Source organism: Pseudomonas fluorescens group sp. PF-1, assembly GCF_054481335.1.
The window spans coordinates 499,087-523,294 of record NZ_JBTMNG010000002.1 but is presented as its reverse complement, the minus strand read 5'-3'; the positions used below and the strand labels follow the sequence as shown (position 1 = coordinate 523,294).

Below are 24,208 nucleotides of genomic sequence, written 5' to 3'. Positions count from 1 at the left end.
TAAAAAACACTCTTCCAACGCAGAACCTTGTGGGAGCGGGCTTGCCCGCGATAAGGCCAGGACAGGCGCCGAAAAACCTGGCGCCCGAACACTTACTCAGCCGTCGAAGGCTTCTCCCAAAGATTGATCCCACCCTCCTGAGCAAAGCGGTCGATCTCTGCCAGTTCCTGCTCACTGAAACTCAGGTTCTTCAAGGCCCCGACGTTCTCGATAATCTGCTCCGGCCGGCTCGCACCGATCAGCGCCGAGGTCACGCGCGGGTCGCGCAGGGTCCAGGCCAGGGCCAGTTGCGCCAGACTTTGACCGCGACGCTTGGCGATCTCGTTGAGCGCACGCACATGGGCAATGTTGGCTTCCGACAAGTGCGAAGCCTGCAACGAACCACCGCCCGGACGGTTGACCCGCGCATCCTCCGGTACGCCGTTGAGGTACTTGTCGGTCAGCAAACCCTGGGCCAGAGGTGTGAACGCAATCACCCCCGTGCCGAGTTCGTCGGTGGTATCGAGCAGGTCTTTTTCCACCCAGCGATTGAGCAGGTTGTACGCCGGCTGATGGATCAGCAGCGGCACTTTCCACTCTTTGAGCAGGGCCGCCATTTCGCGGGTCTTCACCCCGGAATAGGACGAGATGCCTATGTACAGCGCCTTGCCCTGTTGAACGGCGGTAGCGAGCGCACTGGCGGTTTCTTCCAGCGGGGTGTCCGGGTCGAAACGGTGGGAATAGAAAATGTCCACGTAGTCCACGCCCAGGCGTTGCAGGCTCTGGTCGAGGCTGGCCAGCACGTACTTGCGCGAACCGCCGCCCTGGCCGTAAGGCCCCGGCCACATGTCCCAACCGGCCTTGCTGGAGATGATCAACTCATCGCGGTATTGCTTGAAGTCTTCACGCAGCAAACGCCCGAAGTTGATCTCGGCGCTGCCGTAGGGCGGGCCATAGTTGTTGGCCAGGTCGAAATGGTTAATGCCCAGGTCGAACGCGGTGCGCAACAACGCACGCTGGGTATCGATCGGCGTGCTGTCGCCGAAGTTGTGCCACAGGCCCAGGGACAGCGCCGGCAGCACCAGCCCGCTGCGGCCCACGCGGCGGTAAGGAATGGAGTCGTAGCGGTTTTCGGCAGCGGTGTAAGTCATCGAATCCTCTCTTGTCTGTCTTGAATCTGGTATCGACTGCTTCGCCAGTCGCCCAGCATACGCTCAGACAAACGCCAAAAAACTCAAGATTCGATTAACTGCTGAAACGTTTCAAATTTCTTTCGTCGAACCTTATGCCGACAATTCGCGCAATGCTGCCGCCGCCAAAAAACCGGAACGCGAACTGTAGCGTTGGTCGCGCCTGACAGTCTGATCAATACGCTCAAGCAATTGCTCGGGCAGCGTTGCATTGAAACGCACCGACTTTCCGAAATAAGGCGTGATATCGAACTCCACCACCGCCCACACCCCACCGGCGTACTCTGGGTTATCAAGGTGAGCGTCGATCTCGCGAACCTGCGGCAATGGATCACCATCGGCAACCAGTCCTTCGTAATGCAGAGAAAGCGCCTCTTTCACGCTCTCGAGCGCTTGCGCCACCGTGCTACCGGCCGAGAAACAACCCGGCACATCCGGGACAATCACTCCGTAGTCCGAGTCGGCATCCTTGTGCAGAACAACCGGGAATTTCATCTTGATGAGTCCTTCATATGATGTGTCCCAGCAGGGACTTTCGTATCCAGTGACGGGCATCATTTCAGCCCCGCCTGTTTCAATATGCTGTTGATCGTTCCTTTCGGAAGATCCGAATCAGGATGTTTGACCGTCACTCTTCCGGCCTTGCAGGGATGCTTGTACTGATGATGGCTGCCCCTTACCGCAACCAGATACCAACCATCGCCCTCGATCATCCTGATCATTTCCCGACTTCGCATTTCCTTCGCCTTTTTCGACAGCAATCGCTGCGTACTTTAGGCAGAGTGAAACGATAACAATACACACAATACACACTCTGAAAGATAATAGTCAGTCCGACGGAGTCGACTTTGCTCTCGGACCGGCGGCTATCCCGCCCCCGCAAACACCTCCCCCAACCAATCCACAAACACACGAACCCGTGGCGACATGTGGCGGTTGTGGGGATAAAGCACTGACACCGGCATCGGCGGCGGTGGTGTCTCGGTGAGGACTTCCTTCACCAGGCCCTGGGCGATTTGCGTTTCCATCCGGTAGTGCGGGCACTGGATAAGCCCCAGCCCCGCAATCGCCGAGGCGGCGTAGATTTCTGCGCCAAACACCGAAATGGCGCCCTCGATGGCCACTTCCTTGAGCTCGCCCTCGACCATGAATTCGAACGGGAACAACTTGGCGGTGCTGCGGGAAACGTAGTTCACCGCCCGGTGGTTTTTCAGGTCATCGAGACTTTGCGGTTCGCCATATTGGCGCAGGTAGGCCGGGCTGGCGCAGGTGATCTGGCGCAGGCTGGCGACGCGTTTGCCGATCAGGGTCGAGTCGCTCAGCGTGCCGGCGCGCAGCACGCAGTCGACGCCTTCGGCGATCAGGTCGACAAAACGGTCGGCCTCGCTGATCGACAGTTCGATGTCCGGGTATCGCGCCATGAATGGCGGCAGGGCCGGGATCACGAAGTGCCTGGCCAAAGTGCCGTGCAGGTCGACCCGCAAGCGGCCTTTCGGCGCCACGCCACGAAACGCCAGCTCAGCCTCTTCCAGCTCCGCCAGCAACTGCACGCAACGCGGGTAGTAGGCCTCGCCATCCAGCGTCGGCCGCACCTTGCGCGTGCTGCGCTCCAGCAAACGCGTGCCCAGCCAGGCTTCGAATTGGTTCAGCGTGTGGGTCAGGGTCGCGCGCGGCAGGTTCAGGTCATCCGCCGCCAGGGTGAAGCTGCTGCGCTCATAAATACGCACGAACACCTTCATCGCTTTGACTTGATCCACACTGAACTCCTGACGCTCGATTGTTGGCGATTATTGAACAGTCAAGGCAACTCTCGTGCATTTATCGGCCTGAGTAAACATGTGAAATTGGCGCCACTCCCCCATCAACAGGAACCCTCGCCATGACTACCCAGACTTCGAAAGTTGCCATCGTGACCGGCGCCTCCCGCGGCATCGGCGCGGTCATCGCCAAACAGCTGGCCGGTGAAGGTTTTGCCGTCGCCATCAACTACGCCAACAGCGCCACCGAAGCGTCAAAACGGGTGGTGGAATTGCGTCAGGCCGGCCATCAGGCCATCGCGATCAAGGCGGATGTCGCCAACGCCGAGGACGTGCGCCGGATGTTCGATGAAACCGAAGCACAACTGGGCAAGGTTGATGTGCTGGTCAACAACGCCGGCATTCTCAAGGTCATGCCGTTGGCGCAACACAGTGATGAACTGTTCGAGCAGACCTTCAACATCCACGCGCGCGGCACCTTCAACACCCTGCGTGAGGCGGCCACGCGCCTGAACGACGGCGGGCGGATCATCAACTTCTCCAGCAGTACCGTCGGCCTGAACCTGCCGGGTTACGCCGTGTACATCGCCAGCAAAGCGGCGGTGGAATCCCTGACCCAGGTGTTCGCCAAGGAAATGCGCGGTCGCAACATCACCGTCAATGCGGTGGCACCGGGCCCGGTGGCGACTGACCTGTTCCTGCACGGCAAGAGCGAAGAGCAGATCCAGACCTTCGCCAAAATGGCGCCACTGGAGCGCCTGGGTCAGCCGGAAGACATTGCCCGAGTGGTGTCGTTTCTGGTCGGGCCGGATTCGTCTTGGGTCAATGGGCAGATACTGCGGGTCAATGGTGGGTTGGTTTAAGCTGCTGTGGAGGCAGGCTAGACGCCTTCGCTGGCAAGCCAGCGAAGGCGGCCTCAAAAGCAGCACACCACTGGAGGAAACACCCGATGCACACCACCATCATCATCACCTTCGGCCTGATCCTCCTGGCGCTGATGCTGTTCATCGGCGAGAAAATCGGCTTCACCCGCCAGACCCTGGCCTACGGCTTTGTCGCGCTGTGGCTGGCGCTCACACTGATCAATTCCGCGGTCGGCATGGTTCACGCCGGCCAGCCATTGAGCACCGAAGTGGTGGTCGGCACCGTGGTGTTCAGCGTCCCGGTGGCGGCGCTGGTGTTGTTCATGGTGCTGAGCAGCGAACCCTGAGCCCCCGATCAACGCACCAGATGCAGGAACTGCATATGCCGTTCGTACTGATCAAGGATGTCGTTGATGATCTGCTCCTTGGTGTAGCCCACCAGATCGTAGTTCTGACTGCCCTCGCTCAAATGCACTTCGGCCCGGTAATAACGACGGTTGTTGAGCTCCTTGGAGCCCATGCCGCCCCGGGCAAATGACGGCGTGAAGTAGCCACGCATCTGCACCTGATAGATAAAGGGATGCTCGTCACCGTGACCGATTTCCAGGCTGACGTTGTCATTGGCCGGGTCCGGCTGCGTGACGACCTTCAGGCCCTTTTCGACGAACACCGCCGAGACTTCTTCAATGGCCGGGCGCACCGTCGAATCGAGGAAGCGATAGACCTCGTCCCGCGACGGGAAATGCACCGCCTGGCTCAAGCGCTGACGCCAGCCGCCACGCCGCGAGCCGGACACCGGCGCCAGGGAATGCAACTGTGCGATCTGCTTTTGCGATTCGAGATAAAACGCTTTGTGCAGCCCCCACATCATCAACAGCAAAATCAGCGAGAACGGCAGCGAAGTCAGCACCACCGCCGACTTCAGCGCATCGATGCTGCCGGAGAACAGCAGCGCACTGGTCACCAGCGCGGTCATCGCGCCCCAGAACACCCGCAGCCATTTCGGCCCGTCTTCGTCCGGGTTACCGCCCTTGGCGGAGAGCGTCGACAACACCACCGTGCCGGAGTCAGCGGAAGTCACGAAGAACACGAAGCTGATGAACACCGTGACCGCAATCACGGTTTTGCTCCACGGGTAGGTTTCCAGCAGCAGGTAAAGGGTCATCGACGGGTTATCGATGGCTGACATGCCCAGCGCACTCATGCCGTGGTTGAGCACCTGATCGATGGCGCTGTTGCCGAAGATCGACATCCACGCCAGGGTGAAACCGAGCGGGATCAACAGTACACCGAAGACGAATTCGCGGATGGTGCGGCCACGGGAAATCCGCGCGATAAACAAGCCCACGAACGGCGACCACGCAATCCACCAGGCCCAGTAGAACACCGTCCAGCCGCCGAGCCAGTCGCTGGGTTTGTCGTAGGCGTACAGGTCGAAACTCTTCATCGGCAACGCGCCGAGGTAATCACCGAGGTTCTGGATCAGGGTATTGAGCAGGTGCTGGGTCGGGCCGGCGAACAACACGAACAGCAGCAACGCGCAGGCCAGCAGCATGTTGATGTCGGACATGACCCGCACGCCCTTGTCGACGCCGGAGACGGCAACGATGATCGCCGCCCCCATCATCAGGGTGATCAGGCCGACCTGAATCCACTGGGTGTGGGCGATGCCGAACAGGTAGTCCAGGCCCGAGTTGAGGTGCAGTACCCCAAAGCCCATGTCCGCACCGAGACCGAACACCGTGGCGATGATGCCGAAGCCATCCACCGCGTAGCCGATCGGCCCGTTGATGCGCTTGCCAATCAGCGGATACAGCGCCGAACGCAGGGCCAGCGGCAGGTTATGGCGGTAGGCGAAATAGGCCAGCGCCATGCCGACGAAAGCGAACACACCCCAACCGTGCAGCCCCCAGTGCAGAAACAGAATCTGCATCGCCTGACGCGCCGCCTCCGCCGTGCCGGCCTCGCCCTGGGGTGGCTGCAGCATGTGGGTCAGCGGTTCGGACACACAGAAGAAAAACAGGGTGATGCTGATGCCGGCGGCGAACAACATGCCGGCCCAGGACAGGTAGCTGAACTCGGGCTCGTCATGGTCGGCACCGAGCTTGATCTTGCCGTAGCCGGACAAGGCGGTGACCACCACGAAGACCAGATACAGCGTCATCGCCAGCATGTAGTACCAGCCGACCGTATTGGCCGCCCAGTTTTGCGCCGCCAGCAACCAGGCACCGGCCTGTTCAGGCAGGGCAATGACCACGACGCCGAACAGCAGAATGAAACTCGCCGCGAAGTAGAACACCGGCGGATTCATGCGGACCAGGCCGCTTGGAGGGAGGGACGATGCACTCATGAACGGTGCACCTCGAAGGGGTAAAACGTGGCTGTAGAAATCGGACTCAGCAAAGGCAAGCCTCCTGTTGTGAGCGGGCGGCGAACCACCGGTTTAACTTGAATGAACGTTCAATTTAAACATGGATAGGGTGCTAAGGACTAATCGCAGGGCTCGGCGGTCGTTTTCCTGTGCCCGTTCAAGGAAGGGTATGAGGCAGGATTAAATCAAAGCCGTTAGCTCGATTCGGCATGAAATCCAATCGCGAACCAGCTCGCTTCCACCGTGGTTCTTCAGTGAACACCATGACGGTGAACACCCGAGAATCCTGTGGGAGCGAGCTGGCTCGCGATGAGGGCCTGTCAGTCAGCCAGGCTTTCGGGAATTACTTCTGCGCCCCATCGTCATGCTGCAGATTCGCCTGAGTCACGTTGCTGCCCGCCGGCACGCTACGGGTCAGCCAGACGTTGCCGCCAATGGTCGACCCCTTGCCGATGGTGATCCGCCCCAGAATCGTCGCGCCGGCATAGATCACCACGTCATCCTCGACAATCGGGTGACGCGGCTGGCCCTTCTGCAGCTGACCGTCTTCGTCCGCCGGGAAGCGCTTGGCGCCCAAGGTCACGGCCTGATAAATCCGCACGCGCTCGCCAATGATGGCGGTCTCGCCGATGACTACGCCTGTCCCGTGGTCGATGAAGAAACTGCGACCGATTTGCGCGCCGGGGTGAATGTCGATGCCGGTGGCCGAGTGGGCGATTTCCGCACTGATCCGCGCCAGCAACGGCAATCCGGCGCGATACAAATGGTGGGCCAGGCGATGGTGAATCACCGCCAGAATCCCCGGGTAGCACAGCAATACTTCATCGACGCTGCGCGCCGCCGGGTCACCGTGATAGGCGGCCAGAACGTCGGTGTCCAGCAGGCTGCGCAACCCCGGCAATGCGAGGGCGAAGTCCTGGATGATCTGGAGGGTCCTGGCCTCGACCTCGGTGTCGACCTGGGCACTGTGGCGCGCGGCATAGCGCAATTCGAGCCGTGCCTGAGCCAGCAAGGCGTTCAAGGCGACGTCGAGGGTATGGCCGACGTAGAAGTCTTCACTTTCCTCGCGCAGGTCCACCGGCCCCAGGCGCATCGGAAACAGCGCGCCGCACAGGGCTTCGAGAATCTCCGCCATGGCGGCGCGGGACGGCAACTCGCGCCCTCCCTGCTCGGTGCTGGCACGGCCGTTTTGCGCGCGCCACTGGTCACGTGCCGTGCGCAGCTGGCTGACGATGCTCTGCAATTGCCAATGGCTGGAACGCTCACTCACGGTAAAAACTCCTCTCGGGCGGCCGGACAGTCTGGCCGCGTCACCGGCAATTACTGTACGGCAAGGTCTGCGAGCCAAATTAAGAACCAATTGTGCTGTGTTAAGCACTGTTGGCTATAAGCGATTGGAGGCTGGCGGTTGCCCCTTCAAATAGGCGTGCCTATAGTCCACACATCTCCCACCGCCAGTACGGAACCATGTTCAATCAAGAGCCGTTCAATCAAGCGCCGATCAAACAACAGCTTGCTCGCTTTAACCGTCTCGACCTGCTCGGTCAGCCCACCGCCCTGGAAAAACTCGAACGCCTGTCGACCTGGCTAGGGCGCGACGTCTATGTCAAACGCGATGACCTGACACCCCTGGCCATGGGCGGCAACAAGCTGCGCAAACTCGAGTACCTGGCCGCCGATGCCCTGGCGCAAGGTGCCGACACCTTGATCACCGCAGGCGCGATTCAGTCCAACCATGTGCGCCAGACCGCCGCCATTGCCGCCAAACTGGGCCTGGGCTGTGTAGCGCTGTTGGAAAATCCCCTCGGCACCGACGACGCCAACTACCTCGGCAATGGCAATCGGCTGTTGCTGGACCTGTTCGATGCCAAGGTCGAGCTGGTGGAAAACCTCGACAATGCCGACGAGCAATTGCACGCCCTGGCCGCTCGCTTGCGCAGCAATGGCAAAAAACCGTATCTGGTGCCGATTGGCGGCTCCAATGCGCTGGGTGCCCTGGGTTATGTGCGTGCCGGGTTGGAACTGGCGGAACAGATCAAGGACACCGGCCTGAATTTCGCCGCCGTCGTCCTGGCCTCCGGCAGCGCCGGAACCCACAGCGGCCTGGCATTGGCCCTGAGTGAAGCACTGCCGGATTTGCCAGTTATTGGCGTCACGGTCTCCCGCAGCGATGAGGACCAGCGGCCGAAGGTACAGGGCCTGGCCGAGCGCACCGCCGAGTTGCTCGGCGTGAGCCTGCCGAAGAGCTTCAAGGTCGAGTTGTGGGACGAGTATTTCGCGCCGCGCTACGGCGAACCGAATGCCGGGACACTGGCGGCAGTGAAGCTGGTGGCGAGTCAGGAAGGCCTGCTGCTCGACCCGGTCTATACCGGCAAAGCCATGGCCGGGTTACTGGATGGCATCGGTCGTCAACGCTTCGATGAAGGCCCGATCATCTTCCTGCACACCGGTGGGGCGCCGGCGTTGTTTGCCTATAAGGACTTTCTGTAACCGTGAAGAGCAAAAGATTGCAGCCGCAGGCTGTGATCTTTTTCACGACGCGCCAATATTCCTTTAGGGAATAACAAAAATATTATTGATTATTTTCTAATCTAATAACGCCATCATATAGTCATACCCCAGGCGAATTTGCAGCAAGACGCATACGCTGCTTTAGGGCAGGATATCGCAGTCGCTCAAATCCCGAATTCGCCAACTTTCCTGAAGCGTCTTCCATAAGAAACCATAGGGGCTTGTCATGAATTTTTCCGTACTACGTCGAAATCTGCTGGTGGGTTCACTGGGCCTGGCGCTGGGCGTCGGCCTGCTGGGACAAGCGGTTGCCGGTGAGCAACTGCAAAAAATCAAGGACGCTGGCGTGATCAACGTCGGTCTGGAAGGCACCTACCCGCCGTTCAGTTTCGTCGACGCCGACGGCAAATTGACCGGCTTCGAAGTCGAGTTCTCCGAAGCCCTGGCCAAAGAGCTGGGCGTGAAGGTCAAACTGCAACCGACCAAATGGGACGGCATCCTCGCGGCGCTGGAATCCAAGCGTCTGGACGCCGTGATCAACCAGGTGACCATCTCCGAAGAGCGCAAGAAGAAGTATGACTTCTCCGAGCCTTACACCGTTTCCGGGATTCAGGCGCTGACCCTGACCAAGAACAAGGACACCATCAAGACCGCCGCCGACCTGGCCGGCAAGAAAGTCGGCGTAGGCCTGGGCACCAACTACGAAGCGTGGGTGAAAGAGAATGTGCCCAAGGCTGACGTCCGGACCTACGAAGATGACCCGACCAAGTTCCAGGACCTGCGTGTCGGCCGTATCGACGCCATCCTGATCGACCGCCTCGCCGCGCTGGAATACGCCAAGAAAGCCAAGGACACTTCTGCCGCCGGCGAAGCCTTCTCCCGCCAGGAAGCCGGCATTGCCCTGCGCAAAGGCGAGCCTGAGCTGTTGGCCGCCGTGAACAAAGCCATCGACAAGCTGCGCGCAGACGGCACGCTGAAAAAGCTTTCGGAAAAATACTTCAGCGCTGACGTCACTCAATAATGGAAGAAGCTTTTCAACTCGCACTGGACTCCCTGCCCTTCCTGCTCAAGGGGGCCTACTACACGGTCGTCTTGAGCCTGGGCGGGATGTTCTTCGGCCTGATGATGGGCTTCGGCCTGGCACTGATGCGCCTGTCGCGCTTCAAACTGGTGAGCTGGCTCGCCCGCATCTACGTGTCGTTCTTTCGCGGCACGCCGTTGCTGGTGCAACTGTTCGTGATCTATTACGGCTTGCCGCAATTGGGCATGGAACTCGATCCGCTGCCGGCGGCCATGATCGGCTTCTCGCTGAACATGGCCGCCTACGCCTGTGAAATCCTGCGTGCCGCGATCAGCTCCATCGAGCGCGGCCAGTGGGAAGCGGCGGCCAGTATCGGCATGACCCGTGCGCAGACCCTGCGCCGGGCCATCCTGCCGCAGGCGATGCGCACCGCATTGCCGCCGCTGGGCAACAGTTTCATTTCGCTGGTCAAGGACACGGCGTTGGCCGCCACCATTCAGGTGCCGGAGCTGTTCCGTCAGGCGCAACTGATCACCGCCCGTACCTTCGAAGTGTTCACCATGTATCTGGCCGCCGCGCTGATCTACTGGATTCTGGCCACGGTGCTGTCGCACCTGCAGAACCAGCTGGAAGCCCGGGTCAATCGGCACGACCAGGAGTCCTGACCCCATGATTGTCGTGGAAAAACTGACAAAGCAGTTCAAGGGTCAAGTCGTGCTCAACGGCATCGATTTGCAAGTGAAGGAAGGTGAGGTCGTGGCGATCATCGGGCCGAGCGGCTCGGGCAAGACCACGTTCCTGCGTTGCCTGAACTTCCTGGAAGAACCCACCAGCGGCCGGATCAAGGTCGGCGATATCGAGATCGATACCAGCCGTCCGTTGAACCAGCAACAAGGCCTGGTGCGCCGTCTGCGCCAGCACGTGGGCTTCGTGTTCCAGAACTTCAACCTGTTCCCCCATCGCACCGCCCTGGAAAACGTCATCGAAGGCCCGATCATCGTCAAGAAGGTCCCGCACGCCGACGCCGTGGCCCTGGGTAAAAAGCTGTTGGCCAGGGTCGGCCTGGCGGGCAAGGAAGACGCCTACCCGCGCCGCCTTTCGGGCGGTCAGCAACAGCGCGTGGCGATTGCCCGTGCGCTGGCGATGGAACCTGAAGTGATCCTGTTCGACGAACCGACCTCGGCGCTCGACCCGGAGCTGGTAGGCGAAGTGCTCTCGACCATTCGCAGCCTGGCCGAGGAAAAACGCACCATGGTCATCGTCACCCACGAAATGGGCTTCGCCCGCGACGTGGCCAATCGCGTGGTGTTTTTCGACAAGGGCGTGATCGTCGAACAAGGCGAAGCAAAGGCGCTGTTTGCCAACCCGAAGGAAGAGCGCACGAAACAGTTCCTCAGTAAGTTCCTGAATAACGCTCACAACTAAAACCCCTCGCAACAAATACAAACTTCCATGGACGGAAGTTTCGCACCCCTGACAAAAATCCAACTCACACACAATTAAGCAACACAGACAATAGACAACTTTTTGTCAGCGCACGCGGTACATATTTATATTCTGCAACAAACACACAACTTCATTTACCCACTCGCCACCTCCCCCACACTACTGACCCAACCCCAAGCACTGCGGGCCTTCATGGTCAATGTCGACACACCAATAGAGTTTATTAACTTCATGATGTAGGAACTTTCTGAATAACAGCTAATTTTGCACACAAGCAACTAACTCTATTGACACTTATTCAATCCAACTCGTATCTAGTCTCCCACCAGCGTCAATCATCACGCGCACTCATTATTTCAACTCAAAGTAATGAACGGTCTTGCTGTGCGAAATTAAAGTTTCCGATTTTTCAGAAACGGACTTCGATGCAAGACTTCAAGGAGACTCTCATGACAAGTACCTCGAACAAAACCAAACTGGCGGCCCCGACCCTGGCGCAATCCCACAAAACCTGCATCAACATCACTTGCGCCGCACACTTGCTGATCGAGGTACCCGCCTATGCCGCGATGGACGAAGGCGACCTGATCGAACTGTTCTGGAACCACTGCTACGTCGCCTCCCGCGTGCTGACCGCCACCGATGTCGGCCGCCCCGTACAACTGCGCGTGCCCGAGAGCTTCATCGACAACGGCACCTCGCACATCCACTACCGGGTCATGCAGGTGGGCCAGGGCGCAGCAATATCGGCCTCCAGATCCGTGCAGATCAAACTCGATTGCCCCGGTGGCCAGCCCTCGGCGCTGTGTGGCGACGAAAACCAGCGCCTGGCACCGGTCACCATCCCCGAGACGATCCGCCGCCAGGGGGTCAATCCGAACCAGGTCAAACGGGGTGTGCCGTTAACCATCGAGCCGTACCTGAACATGGCCGCCGACGATGAAATCACCCTGCGCTGGGGTGACGTGCGCATGGACCTGCCCCGGCTCAAGACCAGCGATGTCGGTCAGCCGATCCAGGTCTGGGTGCCGCCGGCGATCATCCTCGAAGGCGGCGAAGACCTGCGCCTGGAAGTGACCTACTGCATCCTTGACCGCGTGGGCAACAACTCGCGCTGGGCGCCGGCGCGAACGCTGAAGATTGGTTGCGCCAACCCTTACCTCAAAGTCCCGAAGAACGACCCCCTCAAAGCCGCCGAATCCCGCAGGCGATGAGAAATTGCTCCTTGCGCGGCGCTTTTCTGTAGAAGCAAGGCTTGCCCGCGATAGCGATCTGGCGGGCGCTATCGCGGGCAAGCCTTGCGCCTGGAAAAAGCCAAATTCAGCCTTGAACTGTTGCCCCAGAAACAACTGTTGCCCCATGAACAGTGCGTGATGACACACTTCTATCCATATTCCTAAAAGTTAGTTCAAAACTTATTTATAAACGCTTAGGGTATATACACCGGACCACCGGACATTCTTGTTTTCGTTCGCCGCACACCGCGGCGTTTCCATGAGATGCGAGGTAGGTATGGTCCGGAACACAATCACCCCAGTGCAGATCGCCAGGGCATTGCGTGCAGCCAAGGAGTGGCGCTGATGTCCAGTCTGGCAGATGCAATTGTCCAGAGTGATCTGGACGTCGCCCCCCGTTTGTTGCCCGCGCAGGTGTTGCACAACGACGCACAAGCCATCGAGGCCGCCCACGAGTTGGCGCAAGTCGCCCGCCTGCAGGCTGCCAAACGCGACCAGCAGCGCAAGCTGCCATGGTCGGAAATCGAACAGTTCACCCGCAGCGGCCTGGGCAGCATTGCCATCCCGCGCGAGTACGGTGGCCCGCAGGTTTCGTTCGTCACATTAGCCAAGGTGTTCGCGATCATTTCCGCGGCAGACCCGGCCCTCGGACAGATTCCGCAGAACCAGTTCGGCATCCTCAACCTGGTGTTGGGCAGCGCCACCGAAGCGCAGAAAAAACAGATCTTCAAAAGCGTGCTCGACGGCTCGCGCATCGGCAATGCCGGCCCTGAACGCGGCAGCAAAAACACCCTGGAACTCAAGGCGCGCATCACCGCCGACGGCGATGGTCATGTCCTCAACGGGCAGAAGTTTTACTCCACCGGCGCGCTGTTCGCGCATTGGGTCGCGGTCAAGGCGCTCAATGACGACGGCAAGCAAGTACTGGCCTTCGTGCCTCGCGGCACACCGGGGCTGCGCATCGTCGATGACTGGTCCGGTTTCGGCCAACGCACCACCGCCAGCGGCACCATTTTGCTCAACAACGTGCGGGTCGATGCCGAGCAGGTGGTGGACAACTGGAAGATCAATGAAAAGCCCAATACCCAGGGCGCCGTCTCGCAGCTGATTCAAGCCGCCATCGACGCCGGTATTGCCCGTGGCGCCCTCGACGACGCCATCGAATTCGTGAAAACCCGTGCCCGGCCATGGATCGACGCCCAGGTCGACCGGGCCAGCGATGACCTGTACGTGATCGCCGACATCGGCAAACTGAAAATCGAACTGCACGCCGCCGAAGCCCTGCTGCGCAAGGCCGGGCAGGTGCTCGATCAGGTCAGCGCCGCGCCGCTCACCGCCGAGTCCGCCGCCCGCGCCTCGATCGCCGTGGCCGAAGCCAAAGTGCTGACCACCGAAATTTCGCTGCAGGCCAGCGAAAAGCTGTTCGAGCTGGCCGGCAGCCGCGCCACCCTCGCCGAGTTCAACCTCGACCGCCACTGGCGCAACGCCCGGGTGCACACGCTGCATGACCCGGTGCGCTGGAAATACCACGCCGTTGGCAGCTACCACCTGAACGGCACCTTGCCGGCTCGCCATTCCTGGATTTAACGACCAGACATCTGGAGAAACACATGACCCTTTCTCAACACGTCGCGGTCATCACCAGCGATGAGCAAGCCCTGATTGTCGCCAGCGACCTGGCCGAAGACTTCAAACGCGACAGCGCCCTGCGTGATCGTGAACGCCGTTTGCCACACCCGGAACTGGAAGTATTTTCCCGCTCGGGCCTGTGGGGCATCAGCGTGCCCAAAGAATACGGCGGCGCCGGGGTTTCCAACGTCACCCTGGCCAAAGTCATCGCCCTGATCGCCCAAGCGGACAGCTCGCTGGGGCAGATCCCGCAGAACCATTTCTACGCCCTCGAAGTGCTGCGTGTGAACGGCAGCCCCGAGCAGAAAAAACGCCTGTACGCCGAAGTGCTGGCCGGTCAGCGCTTCGGCAATGCCCTCGCCGAACTGGGCACCAAAACCGCCCACGACCGCGTCACCCGCCTGACCCCTGATTTACAGGGAGAGCGCGACGGCTATCGCATCAACGGCCGCAAGTTCTACGCCACCGGGGCCATCTACGCCCAACGCATTCCGACGTCCGTTGTGGATGAAAACGGCGTGCAACAACTGGCGTTCGTCCCGCGCAACAGCAAAGGCCTGACCGTGATCGACGACTGGAGCGGCTTCGGTCAGCGCACCACCGGCAGCGGCTCGGTGGTGTTCGAAGACGTGTTTGTCGCCGCCGAAGACGTGATCCCGTTCCAGAGCGCTTTCGAGCGCCCGACCCCGGTCGGCCCGCTGGCGCAGATTCTCCACGCCGCCATCGACACGGGCATCGCCCGCGCGGCCTATGAAGATGCGCTGCACTTCGTGCGCACCAAAACCCGGCCGTGGATCGACGCCACCCACGAAAAAGCCACCGACGACCCGCTGACGATCAAAAGCTTCGGCCACTTGAGCATTCGCCTGCACGCCGCCGAAGCCCTGCTGGAACGCGCCGGTGAATTTCTCGACCAGGCCCAGGCCGACACCCACGCCGAGACCGTGGCCGCCGCGTCGATTGCCGTCGCCGAAGCCCGCGCCCTCAGCACCGAAATTTCCCTGGCCGCCGGCAGCACCCTGTTCGAACTGGCCGGCAGCCAGGCAACCCTGGCCGAACACGGTCTGGATCGCCACTGGCGCAACGCGCGCGTGCACACCCTGCACGACCCGGTGCGCTGGAAGTACCACGCCGTCGGCAACTACTACCTCAACGATGAAAACCCGCCGCTACGGGGGACCATCTGATGGCCAGGAAAAAGATCCTGCTCAACGCGTTCAACATGAATTGCATCGGGCACATCAACCACGGTTTGTGGACCCATCCGCGGGACACCTCGACCCAATACAAAACCATCGAATACTGGACTGAACTGGCGCAGTTGCTGGAACGCGGGCTCTTCGACGGCTTGTTCATCGCCGACATCGTCGGCGTCTACGACGTCTACCAGCAGTCAGTGGACGTCACGCTCAAAGAGTCGATCCAGTTGCCGGTCAACGACCCGTTGCTGCTCGTCTCGGCCATGGCCGCCGTGACCAGAAACCTCGGTTTCGGCCTCACCGCCAACCTCACTTACGAACCGCCGTACCTGTTCGCCCGGCGCATGTCGACCCTGGATCACCTGAGCCGTGGCCGGGTGGGCTGGAACATCGTCACCGGCTACCTCGACAGCGCCGCCAAGGCCATGGGCCTGAGCGAACAGGTCGAACATGACCGGCGCTACGACCAGGCCGACGAATACCTGGAGGTGCTCTACAAACTCTGGGAAGGCAGCTGGGAAAACGGCGCCGTACTCAACGATCCCCGGCAACGGATCTACGCGCAGCCCGAGAAAGTGCACAAGGTCGAGCACAAGAGCGAGTTCTATCAGGTCGAGGGTTACCACCTCTGCGAGCCTTCGCCACAACGCACGCCGGTGCTGTTCCAGGCGGGCAGTTCCGATCGCGGCTTGCTGTTCGCCGGGCGCCATGCCGAGTGCGTGTTCATCAGCGGCCAGAACAAACCGTCGACCAAAGTGCAGGTGGACAAAGTCCGCGCCAGCGCCGTCGAAGCCGGGCGCAACCCTGAGGACATCAAGGTGTTCATGGGGTTGAACGTGATCGTCGGCGAAACCGAAGAACTGGCCTGGAACAAGCACGCCGAGTACCTGAGCTACGCCAGCGCCGAAGCGGGCGTGGCGCATTTTTCCGCGTCCACCGGGATCGATTTTTCCGAGTACGCCATCGACGAACCGATCCAGTACGTGAAAAGCAACGCGATCCAGTCGGCCACCAAAAACCTGCAAAACAACGACTGGACCCGACGCAAATTGCTCGAACAACACGCCCTCGGCGGCCGCTACATCACCGTGGTCGGTTCACCGCAGCAAGTGGCCGATGAGCTGGAATCGTGGATCGCCGAAACCGGGCTGGACGGCTTCAACCTGACGCGGATCGTCACGCCGGAAAGCTACGTGGACTTCATCGATCTGGTGATCCCCGAGCTGCAACGCCGAGGCTCGTACAAGACCGCCTACGACAACGGCAGCCTGCGCGAAAAGCTGTTTCACGCAGAGGCGCATTTGCCTGAGCAGCATACGGGCTCAGCCTACCGACGCTAAAAGCATCGCTGGCAAGCCAGCTCCCACAGGGTTTTGTGAACGCCACAGACCCACTGTGGGAGCTGGCTTGCCAGCGATGAGGCCCGACCCAACACCAAAAATTCTATGCACTGACTGGAAAAACCATCATGACCAAGAACCACCTCTCTAACCCAGTCAAAGCACTGGCCCTGGCCCTCGGCCTGTTCAGCTCTGCGGTGTTCGCCGCCGACGCACCGCTGAAAATCGGCACCACCGCCGCCTTCGCCATTCCCCTGGAAGCCGCCGTGGAAGAAGCCGGCAAACAAGGCCTGAAAGTCGAGCTGGTGGAATTCACCGACTGGATCGCCCCCAACGTCAGCCTCGCCGCCGGCGACATCGACGTGAACTACTTCCAGCACATCCCGTTCCTGGAAAACGCCAAGGCCGCCTCCGGTTTTGACCTGGTGCCTTTCGCGCCGGGAATCATCAACAACGTCGGCCTGTACTCGAAAAAATACAAAAGCTTCGATGAGCTGCCCGAAGGCGCCAGCGTGGCCATCGCCAACGACCCGATCAACAGCGGTCGTGGCTTGCAGCTGCTGGCCAAGGCCGGTTTGATCACCCTCAAGCCGGGCGTCGGCTACAAGGCCACCGAAGAAGACATCATCGCCAACCCGAAGAAAATCAAGATTCTGCAAGTCGAAGCCGTGCAACTGGTGCGCGCCTATGACGACGCCGATCTGGTCCAGGGCTACCCGGCCTACATTCGCCTGGCGAAGACCTTCGATGCCGGCTCTGCCCTGCTGTTCGACGGCCTCGATCACAAGGAATACGTGATCCAGTTCGTGATCCAGCCGAAAAGCAAAACCGATCCACGCCTGATCAAGTTCGTCGACATTTACCAGCACTCGCCGGCCGTGCGCGCCGCCCTGGATAAAGCCCACGGCAAGCTCTACCAAGCCGGTTGGGAGAGCTGAGCATGACGGCAGCGACCCAACGGCGACTGGAGATTCCAGAGCCCCGCTCTCTACAAGAACAGGCAGAACAAACCGAGCTACACCCGCAGCTCAATCGTGCCCACGTGCGCTTTGTCGGCCTGGGCAAAACCTATGAAGGCAAGCAAGGCCCGGTGGCCGCCCTGCAAGGCATCGACCTGGCGATCCAGCGCGGTGAAGTGTTCGGCATCATCGGCCGCAGCGGCGCCGGCAAGTCGTCGCTGATCCGCACCATCAACCGCCTCGAACAACCGACGTCGGGGCGTGTATTGATCGATCAAGTGGACATCGGCGAGTTCGATGAAGACCGCCTGGTGGCCCTGCGTCGGCGCATCGGCATGATCTTCCAGCACTTCAACCTGATGTCGGCCAAGACCGTCTGGCAGAACGTCGAGCTGCCGTTGAAAGTTGCCGGGGTGCCCAAGGAACAACGCGATCAAAAGGTCCGCGAACTGCTGGAACTGGTGGGCCTGCAAGCCAAACACAAGGCGTACCCGGCGCAGTTGTCCGGTGGCCAGAAACAGCGCGTCGGCATCGCCCGCGCCCTGGTGCACGACCCGGCCATTCTGCTCTGCGACGAAGCCACCTCGGCGCTCGACCCGGAGACCACCCAATCGATCCTCGGCCTGCTGCGCGAGATCAATCAGCGCCTGGGCCTGACCATCATTTTGATCACCCACGAAATGGCGGTGATCCGCGAAATCTGCGATCGCGTGGTCGTGCTCGAACACGGGCGCATTGTTGAGCAGGGGCCGGTGTGGGAAGTGTTTGGCAACCCGCAGCACGAGGTCAGCAAGACCTTGCTCGCGCCGTTGCAACATGCGCTGCCGGCAGAACTGCAAAGCCGTTTGCAGGCGCAACCGCAGGCTTCGGATGACGCGGTCGTTCTGCGTCTGCAATTCACCGGCACGGCCCAGGACGAACCGGACATCGCCGCCCTGTTCGCGGCCCTCGGCGGTCGCGTGCGCTTGCTGCAAGGTGGCGTGGAGCGGATTCAGGGCCATGCCCTGGGGCAATTGCTGCTGGCCGTGACCGGTTCGGCATTCGGTGCCGAGGAACTGCGCCAGCGTGCGAGCCAGTGGGCGCAACAGGTTGAGGTATTGGGCTATGTGGTTTGATCGATTGCTGCAAGGCTTCATCGACACGTTCCTGATGGTCGGCGTGTCGTCCTTGATCGCCCTGCTGGCGGGCATTCCGCTGGCGGTGATCCTGGTCACCAGTTCCAAGGGCGGCATCTACGAGGCACCGGGCATCAACCGTGCGCTGGGCGCGTTCGTGAACCTGTTCCGCTCAATTCCGTTCCTGATTTTGATGGTCGCGCTGATCCCGTTCACCCGCTTGATCGTCGGCACCACCTACGGCGTATGGGCGGCCGTGGTGCCGTTGACCATCGCCGCGACGCCGTTCTTTGCGCGCATCGCCGAGGTCAGCCTGCGCGAGGTCGATCACGGTTTGATCGAAGCGGCGCAAGCCATGGGCTGCCGGCGCGGGCACATCGTTTGGCATGTGCTGTTGCCCGAGGCACTGCCGGGCATCGTCGGGGGCTTCACCATTACGTTGGTGACCATGATCAACTCCTCGGCCATGGCCGGCGCGATTGGCGCAGGTGGCTTGGGGGACATCGCCTATCGATACGGGTATCAGCGCTTTGACAGCCAGATCATGCTGACGGTGATTGTGTTGCTGGTGGCTTTGGTGGCGGTGATTCAGTTGGGCGGGGATCGCTTGGCGCGGGGTCTCAACAAACGCTGAAGGGGCCCGGCTGACGCTCGGCCTCAACACACATTAAAGGAGCCCTTTGTAGGAGCGAGCCTGCTCGCGATGAGCGCAAGAGCGCCGCGTTCATCCAGGCAGCCCTCGTTATCGTTGACGTCCATCGCGAGCAGGCTCGCTCCTACAAAAAGCGGATTTTTCCTACAGGAATAACAGGCTTCCTACAGCCCTGCTCCCTTTCCTTTGCAGGACATTTCCTAGATTATTCCGCTCGCTTGCGCCTGCCAATTTGGGTGACTAGTCTCGGCCCGTCACTGCTCATCAGTGATCGGGTTTAGTCGCCCGGATATCGTCGGGCGCACAGCGTCACCTTCTCAGGTGTTTTTTATTGCCTGAAATTTATGGTGGCTGTGCGCAGGGCACCCTCGGGTGCGCCGGTATTGCCTGGCGACCGGTCGACTAACCTGTGCGCAGCCGCCACCCCTGTTCGTTTAGTCGCGATATCGGTTGGCTCCCACTAACAGTCAGGAGTTTTACCAATGGACAAATCCGTTCCCGATCCACCCCCCGAAACACCCTCCAACGAAGCCATCACCGACGACCTGCTCAGAGATCGCTCGGCGCTCTATCGCGCCATCGATTTCTACCTCACCGGCGATCAACCCTCACCCCCCGACGAACTGCGTTTCTACAACGTCAGCAAAGACGTGAGCTTCGAAGACACCCAGCTCTACATCGCCGATCTGCTGCGCTGTGCTTCGGTGACTGCCTATCAGTGCGGCGACCACCTCAAGGGCGCCGACCGGGCCATGGTGTTCTCGGTCTGGCATTTGCTGGAGATCGCCAAGGCGATGGTTGATCGATCGATTGAGTGTTTGGGGATGAAACACGGTTGAGCCATTAAAACCGCCATCGCGAGCAGGCTCGCTCCCACAGGGAAACGCGATCCAAATGTGGGAGCGAGCCTGCTCGCGATGGGCTGCGCAGCAGCCCCCTACCTGATGGCGTATATTCGACCCATTCCAATTACCTGCGCAGCCCACCATGAAGCAGACTCCCGACGACCTCCAGCAAATCACCGCCACCACCCTGGGCCATTACAACTCGGTGGCCGAAGGTTTTCGTGAAGGCACCCGCGATCACGATGTCAGCCAGAACATTGATGCCCTGCTGCGGCATATCCAGGGCGAGGCGCCGTTCGACATTCTGGACTTTGGTTGCGGGCCGGGTCGTGATTTGCAGACGTTCACCCGCATGGGGCACAAGGCGATCGGCCTCGACGGTTCAGAAAAATTCGCCCAGATGGCGCGCGAGGACAGCGGTTGCGAGGTCTGGCAGCAGGACTTTTTAAAACTCGATCTGCCGGCCGAACGCTTCGACGGGATCTTCGCCAACGCCGTGCTGTTTCATATCCCGCGCCAGGAATTGCCCCGGGTGTTGAAGCAATTGCGCGAAACCCTGAAACCCGGCGGCGTGCTGTTCAGCTCCAACCCCCGTGGCGAGAACCAGGAAGGCTGGAACGGCCCACGCTATGGCGCCTACCACGATCTACAGGCCTGGCAGCAATTGCTGACCGAAGCAGGGTTCGTGGAGCTGGAGCATTACTACCGGCCCGCAGGGCTGCCACGGGAGCAACAGCCTTGGTTGGCGAGTGTCTGGCGTAAACCTGTTTAGTCATGACGGACGCCTTCGCTGGCAAGCCAGCTCCTACAGTTGACCGCGTACGCCTGTGGGAGCCAGCCTGCTGGCGATGAGCTCGCAGCGCTCGCCTTATTGCGCCTCTTTCTGCGGCTCGCGAATCTTGTACCAAGCCACGTACAGCGCCGGCAAAAACAGCAGCGTCGGCAAGGTCGCGACAATGATCCCGCCGATCATCGCGTAGGCCATCGGCCCCTGGGCCTTGCCGCTTTCCTCCACCGTACCGCCGGGGTGATTGCGCGCACGGTGCCGGTGGTTTTGATCGCCGGGTTGTCCAGCAGGCTGACCACCACTTTTTTGTCCGAAGGCGACCCGGCCAGCAGTGACTCGTAGACGTTGAACACTGCATCGCGCTCACCGTCCCGGGCCAGGCTGAAAATCGGCACCGTGGCCTGCACCACCTGACCGACTTCGGCCTGGCGCGCTGTAATCACGCCCGGTGCCTCGGCGATCAGCGCGGTGTAGCTCAGTTGTTCACGGGCATTGGCCAATTGCGCCTGGGCCGCCGCCAGCGAGCTTTGGCTGCTGCGCAATGCGGCGTGGGCGTAATCGTATTCGCTTTGGCTGGTATAGCCCTTGGGCAAGAGTTTTTGCTGACTCACGAACGCGGCGGCGTTTTGCTTGACCTTGGCCTGTTCGGCGACGACCTGGGCCTGGGCCGAGTCGACGTTGGTTTGCAGGTCCTTGGGGTCAAGCCCAGCGCCATTTCATTCCGGAACCAGCCATGCAGACTCCTTTGCGTTTAACGGGCGCAATTCGTCTGTCAGCTTAGAACAGCGTTACAAAGCTGCGCCCGGGAAAGTCAAAAAATTCTGGGCCTTAGCGTTCTCCCTGCGAGTTGCGGGGCTACGCGTAAGGACGGCGGCGGATATTGTTGGCCGTCGCTGTTGCGTCAGAGTGACGACGAAACAGTCCTTCTCGGACAATCCGAGCTTGTCTGTCGATTTGTTCATTCAAGAAATTAATAGTTCGGTTCCGATCCGGATAATGGAACCTAGTCGCATCGGCAGGACCACCGGTCAGGGGAGGAGCGTTTGCCCCCGCAAAAGGGTCTGGAGTTTGAGGTGGCGCAGAGAGTATATCCTTATTGGGGACCCGCCCCTTGTCAGCGACAAAATCCTTCAACATGGGAACGGTGCGGGAATCTTTCGCAGCCCAGCCTGATCCCAACCTTGCGGCAACCGTCAGCCCGGCCAGCCCCAACGCAATGTACCCCAGGGTTTTTGCAGCCTCAGAATCCCCGGTGATGCCCGCGACCGCACTGCCCACCGCGGTCACCGCCGACACCATCGTCGTGATCCCGGCTACGGTCGAGCCGACAGCACCGAGTGTTGGCTTGAATGGCAACCGCCCTACCGCACCCCATTGCACGGCATCTTTTCCCAGTTTGTAGGGGATGGCAGGGGACATGACAATGCGCGCGTTAACCACGCTGAACAGGCTGGTGACCAGCCTGCCAATCTGACCTGTGGGATCAGTGAAATTCACCGGATCCCCCAGGCAATACGCATAAGGATTCAACCCACCCCGACCAAACGGGCTCAAGTTGTCCGGGCTGTTGAAACGCATCAACACCGGGTTGAACGCGCGGTGCCCATTACCCAGCAAATAATGCCCGGTGACCGGGTCGACCGCTTCGCCGGTAAACCCCAGGAGGCTGCCTGGACCACTGTCTACCCGACGAGGGCCGTAGGGTGCATAAGCCTGGCGCGCAGGCCCGTCCGGCCCTGCCACCTGCAACACAGAACGCTGCTGATCAATGGCCAGCAGATCGCTGCTGAAGGCATCACCCTGGCGCGATTGCAGCGCCAGCAGTTGTTTGTCGTACTGGAAAACATGCTGACTGGACGCACCCTGAAGTACGGTGGCCAGCTGTCCTCGGCAGTAAAACCGTTGTAGCGCCTGGGCCTCGGCAGGTTCGATCCCGACCAGCAGATCCAGCGCGTCATACCGATACCCGCTTTTTTTAAACGTGTTCATGATTTGAACCTCGTAAAGACATCAGTGTGCCCTAACGAGACAGCTCAAAAATACCTATCAGAACTGATAGTCGTGCATGGCCAACAGGCGCATTGAGGGAGTTTGCCGAGGCATCGGAAGACGTCTATTTTCCCTTGCACCGTAGGAAGGATCTTTTTTTCAAATTGCCCCTCCAAGGACGGACCACTATTGGCCAGACTCCCCGGCCCACTACTCACAAGGAAGAGAAAATGGCAGACGCAAAAGTGCTCAAGCCGATGAATCCCCAGGACATCGTGAAATTATTGGTGGCGCTGCGCAGGGCTTTGAAGGCCAGAGCAGCCTGAGGGATCCTGGGTTCGTTCCCACATGAAATGTTCGCAGGCAAAAAAAACGCCGACGCAGTATCAGCCGTCGGCGTTTTCAAACCTAGAAGGGGTTTACTGCGTCGATCAGAACGCCGGCAGTACCGCGCCGTTGTACTTCTTCTCGATGAACGCTTTCACTTCAGGGCTGGTCAGGGCTTTGGCCAGTTTCTGGATGGCTACGCTGTCCTTGTTGTCCGGACGAGCCACCAGGAAGTTCACGTAAGGCGAATCGGAGCCTTCGATCACTAGGGCGTCTTTAGCCGGGTTCAGGCCCGCTTCCAGCGCGTAGTTGGTGTTGATCATGTCCAGGTCGACCTGATCCAGCACGCGCGGCAACATCGCGGACTCAAGTTCCTTGAACTTGAAGTTGTGCGGGTTCTTGGCGATGTCCTTCGGGGTAGCCACGGCGTTTTTCGGGTCTTTCAACTCGATCAGACCTGCCTTCTGCAGCAGGATCAGGGCGCGGCCGCTGTTGCTGCCTTCGTTCGGGATGGCAATGGTCGCGCCGTCCTTCAGTTCAGCCAGGGTTTTGACTTTCTTCGAGTAGCCACCGAACGGTTCGACGTGAACGCCGATCACGGTTTCCAGGTGAGTCCCTTTACCTTCGTTGAAGTTCTTCAGGTACGGCAGGGTCTGGAAGTAGTTGGCGTCCAGACGCTTCTGGTCGACCTGCACGTTCGGCTGAACGTAGTCGGTGAAGACTTTGATTTCCAGGTCCACGCCTTCTTTGGCGAGGGTGGGTTTGATCAGTTCCAGAATCTCGGCGTGTGGAACCGGGGTCGCCGCGACCACCAGTTTCTCGCCCGCCTGGGCCAGGCCGGCAGTCAGGGCAGCCGCCAATGCGGTGAACAACAGAACCTTTTTCATGCAGTGTCCTTATCGACAATCACAGTCGCTTGTGGCGACGGCTAACTATTGAGGTGCCAGTGAAGTGCTATCGCTGGCGTGAAGCGGACAATACCGATATTTTTTA

23 protein-coding genes and 2 pseudogenes are annotated in these 24,208 nt (G+C 60.1%); 15 read left to right on the top strand and 10 right to left on the bottom strand.

What is annotated here, in order from left to right:
* Positions 1 to 92: 92 nt before the first annotated feature.
* The 4 genes from mgrA to ACX3YD_RS17085 form a co-directional block, all read right to left on the bottom strand.
* The gene (gene mgrA / locus ACX3YD_RS17100) at positions 93 to 1,130 is read right to left on the bottom strand and encodes an L-glyceraldehyde 3-phosphate reductase (RefSeq protein ID WP_103406049.1); all 1,038 of its coding nucleotides are present in this window, start codon (positions 1,128 to 1,130) and stop codon (positions 93 to 95) included.
* Between the two features lie 132 nt (positions 1,131 to 1,262).
* On the bottom strand, positions 1,263 to 1,727 hold the full coding sequence (locus ACX3YD_RS17095; protein ID WP_371919935.1) for a type II toxin-antitoxin system HicB family antitoxin: 465 nt from the start codon (positions 1,725 to 1,727) through the stop codon (positions 1,263 to 1,265).
* Positions 1,724 to 1,906, bottom strand: coding sequence for a type II toxin-antitoxin system HicA family toxin (locus ACX3YD_RS17090; RefSeq protein ID WP_103406051.1), 183 nt, complete (start codon positions 1,904 to 1,906; stop codon positions 1,724 to 1,726). The genes ACX3YD_RS17095 and ACX3YD_RS17090 overlap by 4 nt, the downstream gene beginning before the upstream one ends.
* 129 nt (positions 1,907 to 2,035) lie before the next feature.
* Positions 2,036 to 2,926 (bottom strand): LysR family transcriptional regulator, encoded by an 891-nt coding sequence (locus ACX3YD_RS17085; RefSeq protein ID WP_458960577.1) that lies wholly within the window; start codon positions 2,924 to 2,926, stop codon positions 2,036 to 2,038.
* Between the two features lie 122 nt (positions 2,927 to 3,048).
* Between ACX3YD_RS17085 and ACX3YD_RS17080 the strand changes: the two genes are divergently transcribed.
* Together ACX3YD_RS17080 and ACX3YD_RS17075 are read left to right on the top strand one after the other, a co-directional pair.
* Complete coding sequence (locus ACX3YD_RS17080; protein ID WP_103406053.1) at positions 3,049 to 3,789, top strand: SDR family oxidoreductase; 741 nt, start codon at positions 3,049 to 3,051, stop codon at positions 3,787 to 3,789.
* 86 nt (positions 3,790 to 3,875) lie between these two features.
* Positions 3,876 to 4,136 carry a hypothetical protein gene (locus tag ACX3YD_RS17075; RefSeq protein WP_047536197.1) on the top strand — a complete coding sequence of 87 codons (261 nt, stop codon included), beginning with the start codon at positions 3,876 to 3,878 and terminating at the stop codon, positions 4,134 to 4,136.
* Positions 4,137 to 4,144: 8 nt separating this feature from the next.
* Here the strand turns inward: ACX3YD_RS17075 and betT are convergent, their stop codons facing one another.
* Both betT and epsC read right to left on the bottom strand, forming a co-directional pair.
* Complete coding sequence (gene betT, locus ACX3YD_RS17070) at positions 4,145 to 6,100, bottom strand: choline transporter BetT (RefSeq protein ID WP_458962055.1); 1,956 nt, start codon at positions 6,098 to 6,100, stop codon at positions 4,145 to 4,147.
* A 403-nt stretch (positions 6,101 to 6,503) separates the two neighbouring features.
* A complete protein-coding gene (epsC, locus tag ACX3YD_RS17065; RefSeq protein ID WP_047536188.1) occupies positions 6,504 to 7,430 on the bottom strand; it encodes a serine O-acetyltransferase EpsC in 927 nt (308 codons plus the stop codon).
* Between the two features lie 197 nt (positions 7,431 to 7,627).
* Between epsC and ACX3YD_RS17060 the strand changes: the two genes are divergently transcribed.
* The 13 genes from ACX3YD_RS17060 to ACX3YD_RS17000 all read left to right on the top strand — a co-directional run bounded on the left by ACX3YD_RS17060 (position 7,628) and on the right by ACX3YD_RS17000 (position 20,884).
* Entirely contained in the window at positions 7,628 to 8,650 is a 1,023-nt protein-coding gene (locus ACX3YD_RS17060) for a D-cysteine desulfhydrase (protein WP_103406055.1), read from the top strand.
* 247 nt (positions 8,651 to 8,897) lie between these two features.
* On the top strand, positions 8,898 to 9,692 hold the full coding sequence (gene tcyJ, locus ACX3YD_RS17055; protein WP_047536184.1) for a cystine ABC transporter substrate-binding protein: 795 nt from the start codon (positions 8,898 to 8,900) through the stop codon (positions 9,690 to 9,692).
* Positions 9,692 to 10,357, top strand: a complete 666-nt coding sequence (tcyL, locus tag ACX3YD_RS17050) for a cystine ABC transporter permease (protein ID WP_458960576.1) — start codon at positions 9,692 to 9,694, stop codon at positions 10,355 to 10,357. Before tcyJ ends, tcyL begins: the two co-directional genes overlap by 1 nt.
* 4 nt (positions 10,358 to 10,361) lie before the next feature.
* Positions 10,362 to 11,117 carry an L-cystine ABC transporter ATP-binding protein TcyN gene (gene tcyN / locus ACX3YD_RS17045; RefSeq protein WP_458960575.1) on the top strand — a complete coding sequence of 252 codons (756 nt, stop codon included), beginning with the start codon at positions 10,362 to 10,364 and terminating at the stop codon, positions 11,115 to 11,117.
* A gap of 470 nt (positions 11,118 to 11,587) precedes the next feature.
* A complete protein-coding gene (locus ACX3YD_RS17040) occupies positions 11,588 to 12,352 on the top strand; it encodes a hypothetical protein (RefSeq protein WP_458960574.1) in 765 nt (254 codons plus the stop codon).
* 366 nt (positions 12,353 to 12,718) lie between these two features.
* Complete coding sequence (locus ACX3YD_RS17035) at positions 12,719 to 13,960, top strand: SfnB family sulfur acquisition oxidoreductase (RefSeq protein WP_458960573.1); 1,242 nt, start codon at positions 12,719 to 12,721, stop codon at positions 13,958 to 13,960.
* Between the two features lie 23 nt (positions 13,961 to 13,983).
* The gene (locus tag ACX3YD_RS17030; RefSeq protein WP_047536172.1) at positions 13,984 to 15,189 is read left to right on the top strand and encodes an SfnB family sulfur acquisition oxidoreductase; all 1,206 of its coding nucleotides are present in this window, start codon (positions 13,984 to 13,986) and stop codon (positions 15,187 to 15,189) included.
* Positions 15,189 to 16,541, top strand: a complete 1,353-nt coding sequence (locus tag ACX3YD_RS17025; protein ID WP_458960572.1) for an LLM class flavin-dependent oxidoreductase — start codon at positions 15,189 to 15,191, stop codon at positions 16,539 to 16,541. The genes ACX3YD_RS17030 and ACX3YD_RS17025 overlap by 1 nt, the downstream gene beginning before the upstream one ends.
* A gap of 128 nt (positions 16,542 to 16,669) precedes the next feature.
* Positions 16,670 to 17,479 carry a MetQ/NlpA family ABC transporter substrate-binding protein gene (locus ACX3YD_RS17020; protein WP_047536168.1) on the top strand — a complete coding sequence of 270 codons (810 nt, stop codon included), beginning with the start codon at positions 16,670 to 16,672 and terminating at the stop codon, positions 17,477 to 17,479.
* Between the two features lie 2 nt (positions 17,480 to 17,481).
* Positions 17,482 to 18,615, top strand: coding sequence for a methionine ABC transporter ATP-binding protein (locus ACX3YD_RS17015; protein WP_458960571.1), 1,134 nt, complete (start codon positions 17,482 to 17,484; stop codon positions 18,613 to 18,615).
* Positions 18,605 to 19,249, top strand: coding sequence for a methionine ABC transporter permease (locus ACX3YD_RS17010; RefSeq protein WP_047536163.1), 645 nt, complete (start codon positions 18,605 to 18,607; stop codon positions 19,247 to 19,249). Before ACX3YD_RS17015 ends, ACX3YD_RS17010 begins: the two co-directional genes overlap by 11 nt.
* A gap of 500 nt (positions 19,250 to 19,749) precedes the next feature.
* Positions 19,750 to 20,106 (top strand): DUF6124 family protein, encoded by a 357-nt coding sequence (locus tag ACX3YD_RS17005; RefSeq protein ID WP_458960570.1) that lies wholly within the window; start codon positions 19,750 to 19,752, stop codon positions 20,104 to 20,106.
* Between the two features lie 148 nt (positions 20,107 to 20,254).
* Entirely contained in the window at positions 20,255 to 20,884 is a 630-nt protein-coding gene (locus tag ACX3YD_RS17000; protein ID WP_458960569.1) for a class I SAM-dependent methyltransferase, read from the top strand.
* Positions 20,885 to 20,980: 96 nt separating this feature from the next.
* Here ACX3YD_RS17000 and ACX3YD_RS16995 read toward each other — a convergent pair.
* The 4 genes and pseudogenes from ACX3YD_RS16995 to ACX3YD_RS16980 form a co-directional block, all read right to left on the bottom strand.
* Positions 20,981 to 21,103, bottom strand: a pseudogene (locus tag ACX3YD_RS16995) (hypothetical protein); the annotation flags it as partial.
* Positions 21,104 to 21,129: 26 nt separating this feature from the next.
* Positions 21,130 to 21,609 (bottom strand): annotated as a pseudogene (locus ACX3YD_RS16990) (efflux RND transporter periplasmic adaptor subunit); the annotation flags it as partial.
* 145 nt (positions 21,610 to 21,754) lie between these two features.
* Positions 21,755 to 22,888, bottom strand: coding sequence for an RHS repeat-associated core domain-containing protein (locus tag ACX3YD_RS16985; protein WP_458960568.1), 1,134 nt, complete (start codon positions 22,886 to 22,888; stop codon positions 21,755 to 21,757).
* Positions 22,889 to 23,319: 431 nt separating this feature from the next.
* A complete protein-coding gene (locus ACX3YD_RS16980) occupies positions 23,320 to 24,102 on the bottom strand; it encodes a MetQ/NlpA family ABC transporter substrate-binding protein (protein ID WP_103406065.1) in 783 nt (260 codons plus the stop codon).
* Positions 24,103 to 24,208 lie beyond the last annotated feature (106 nt).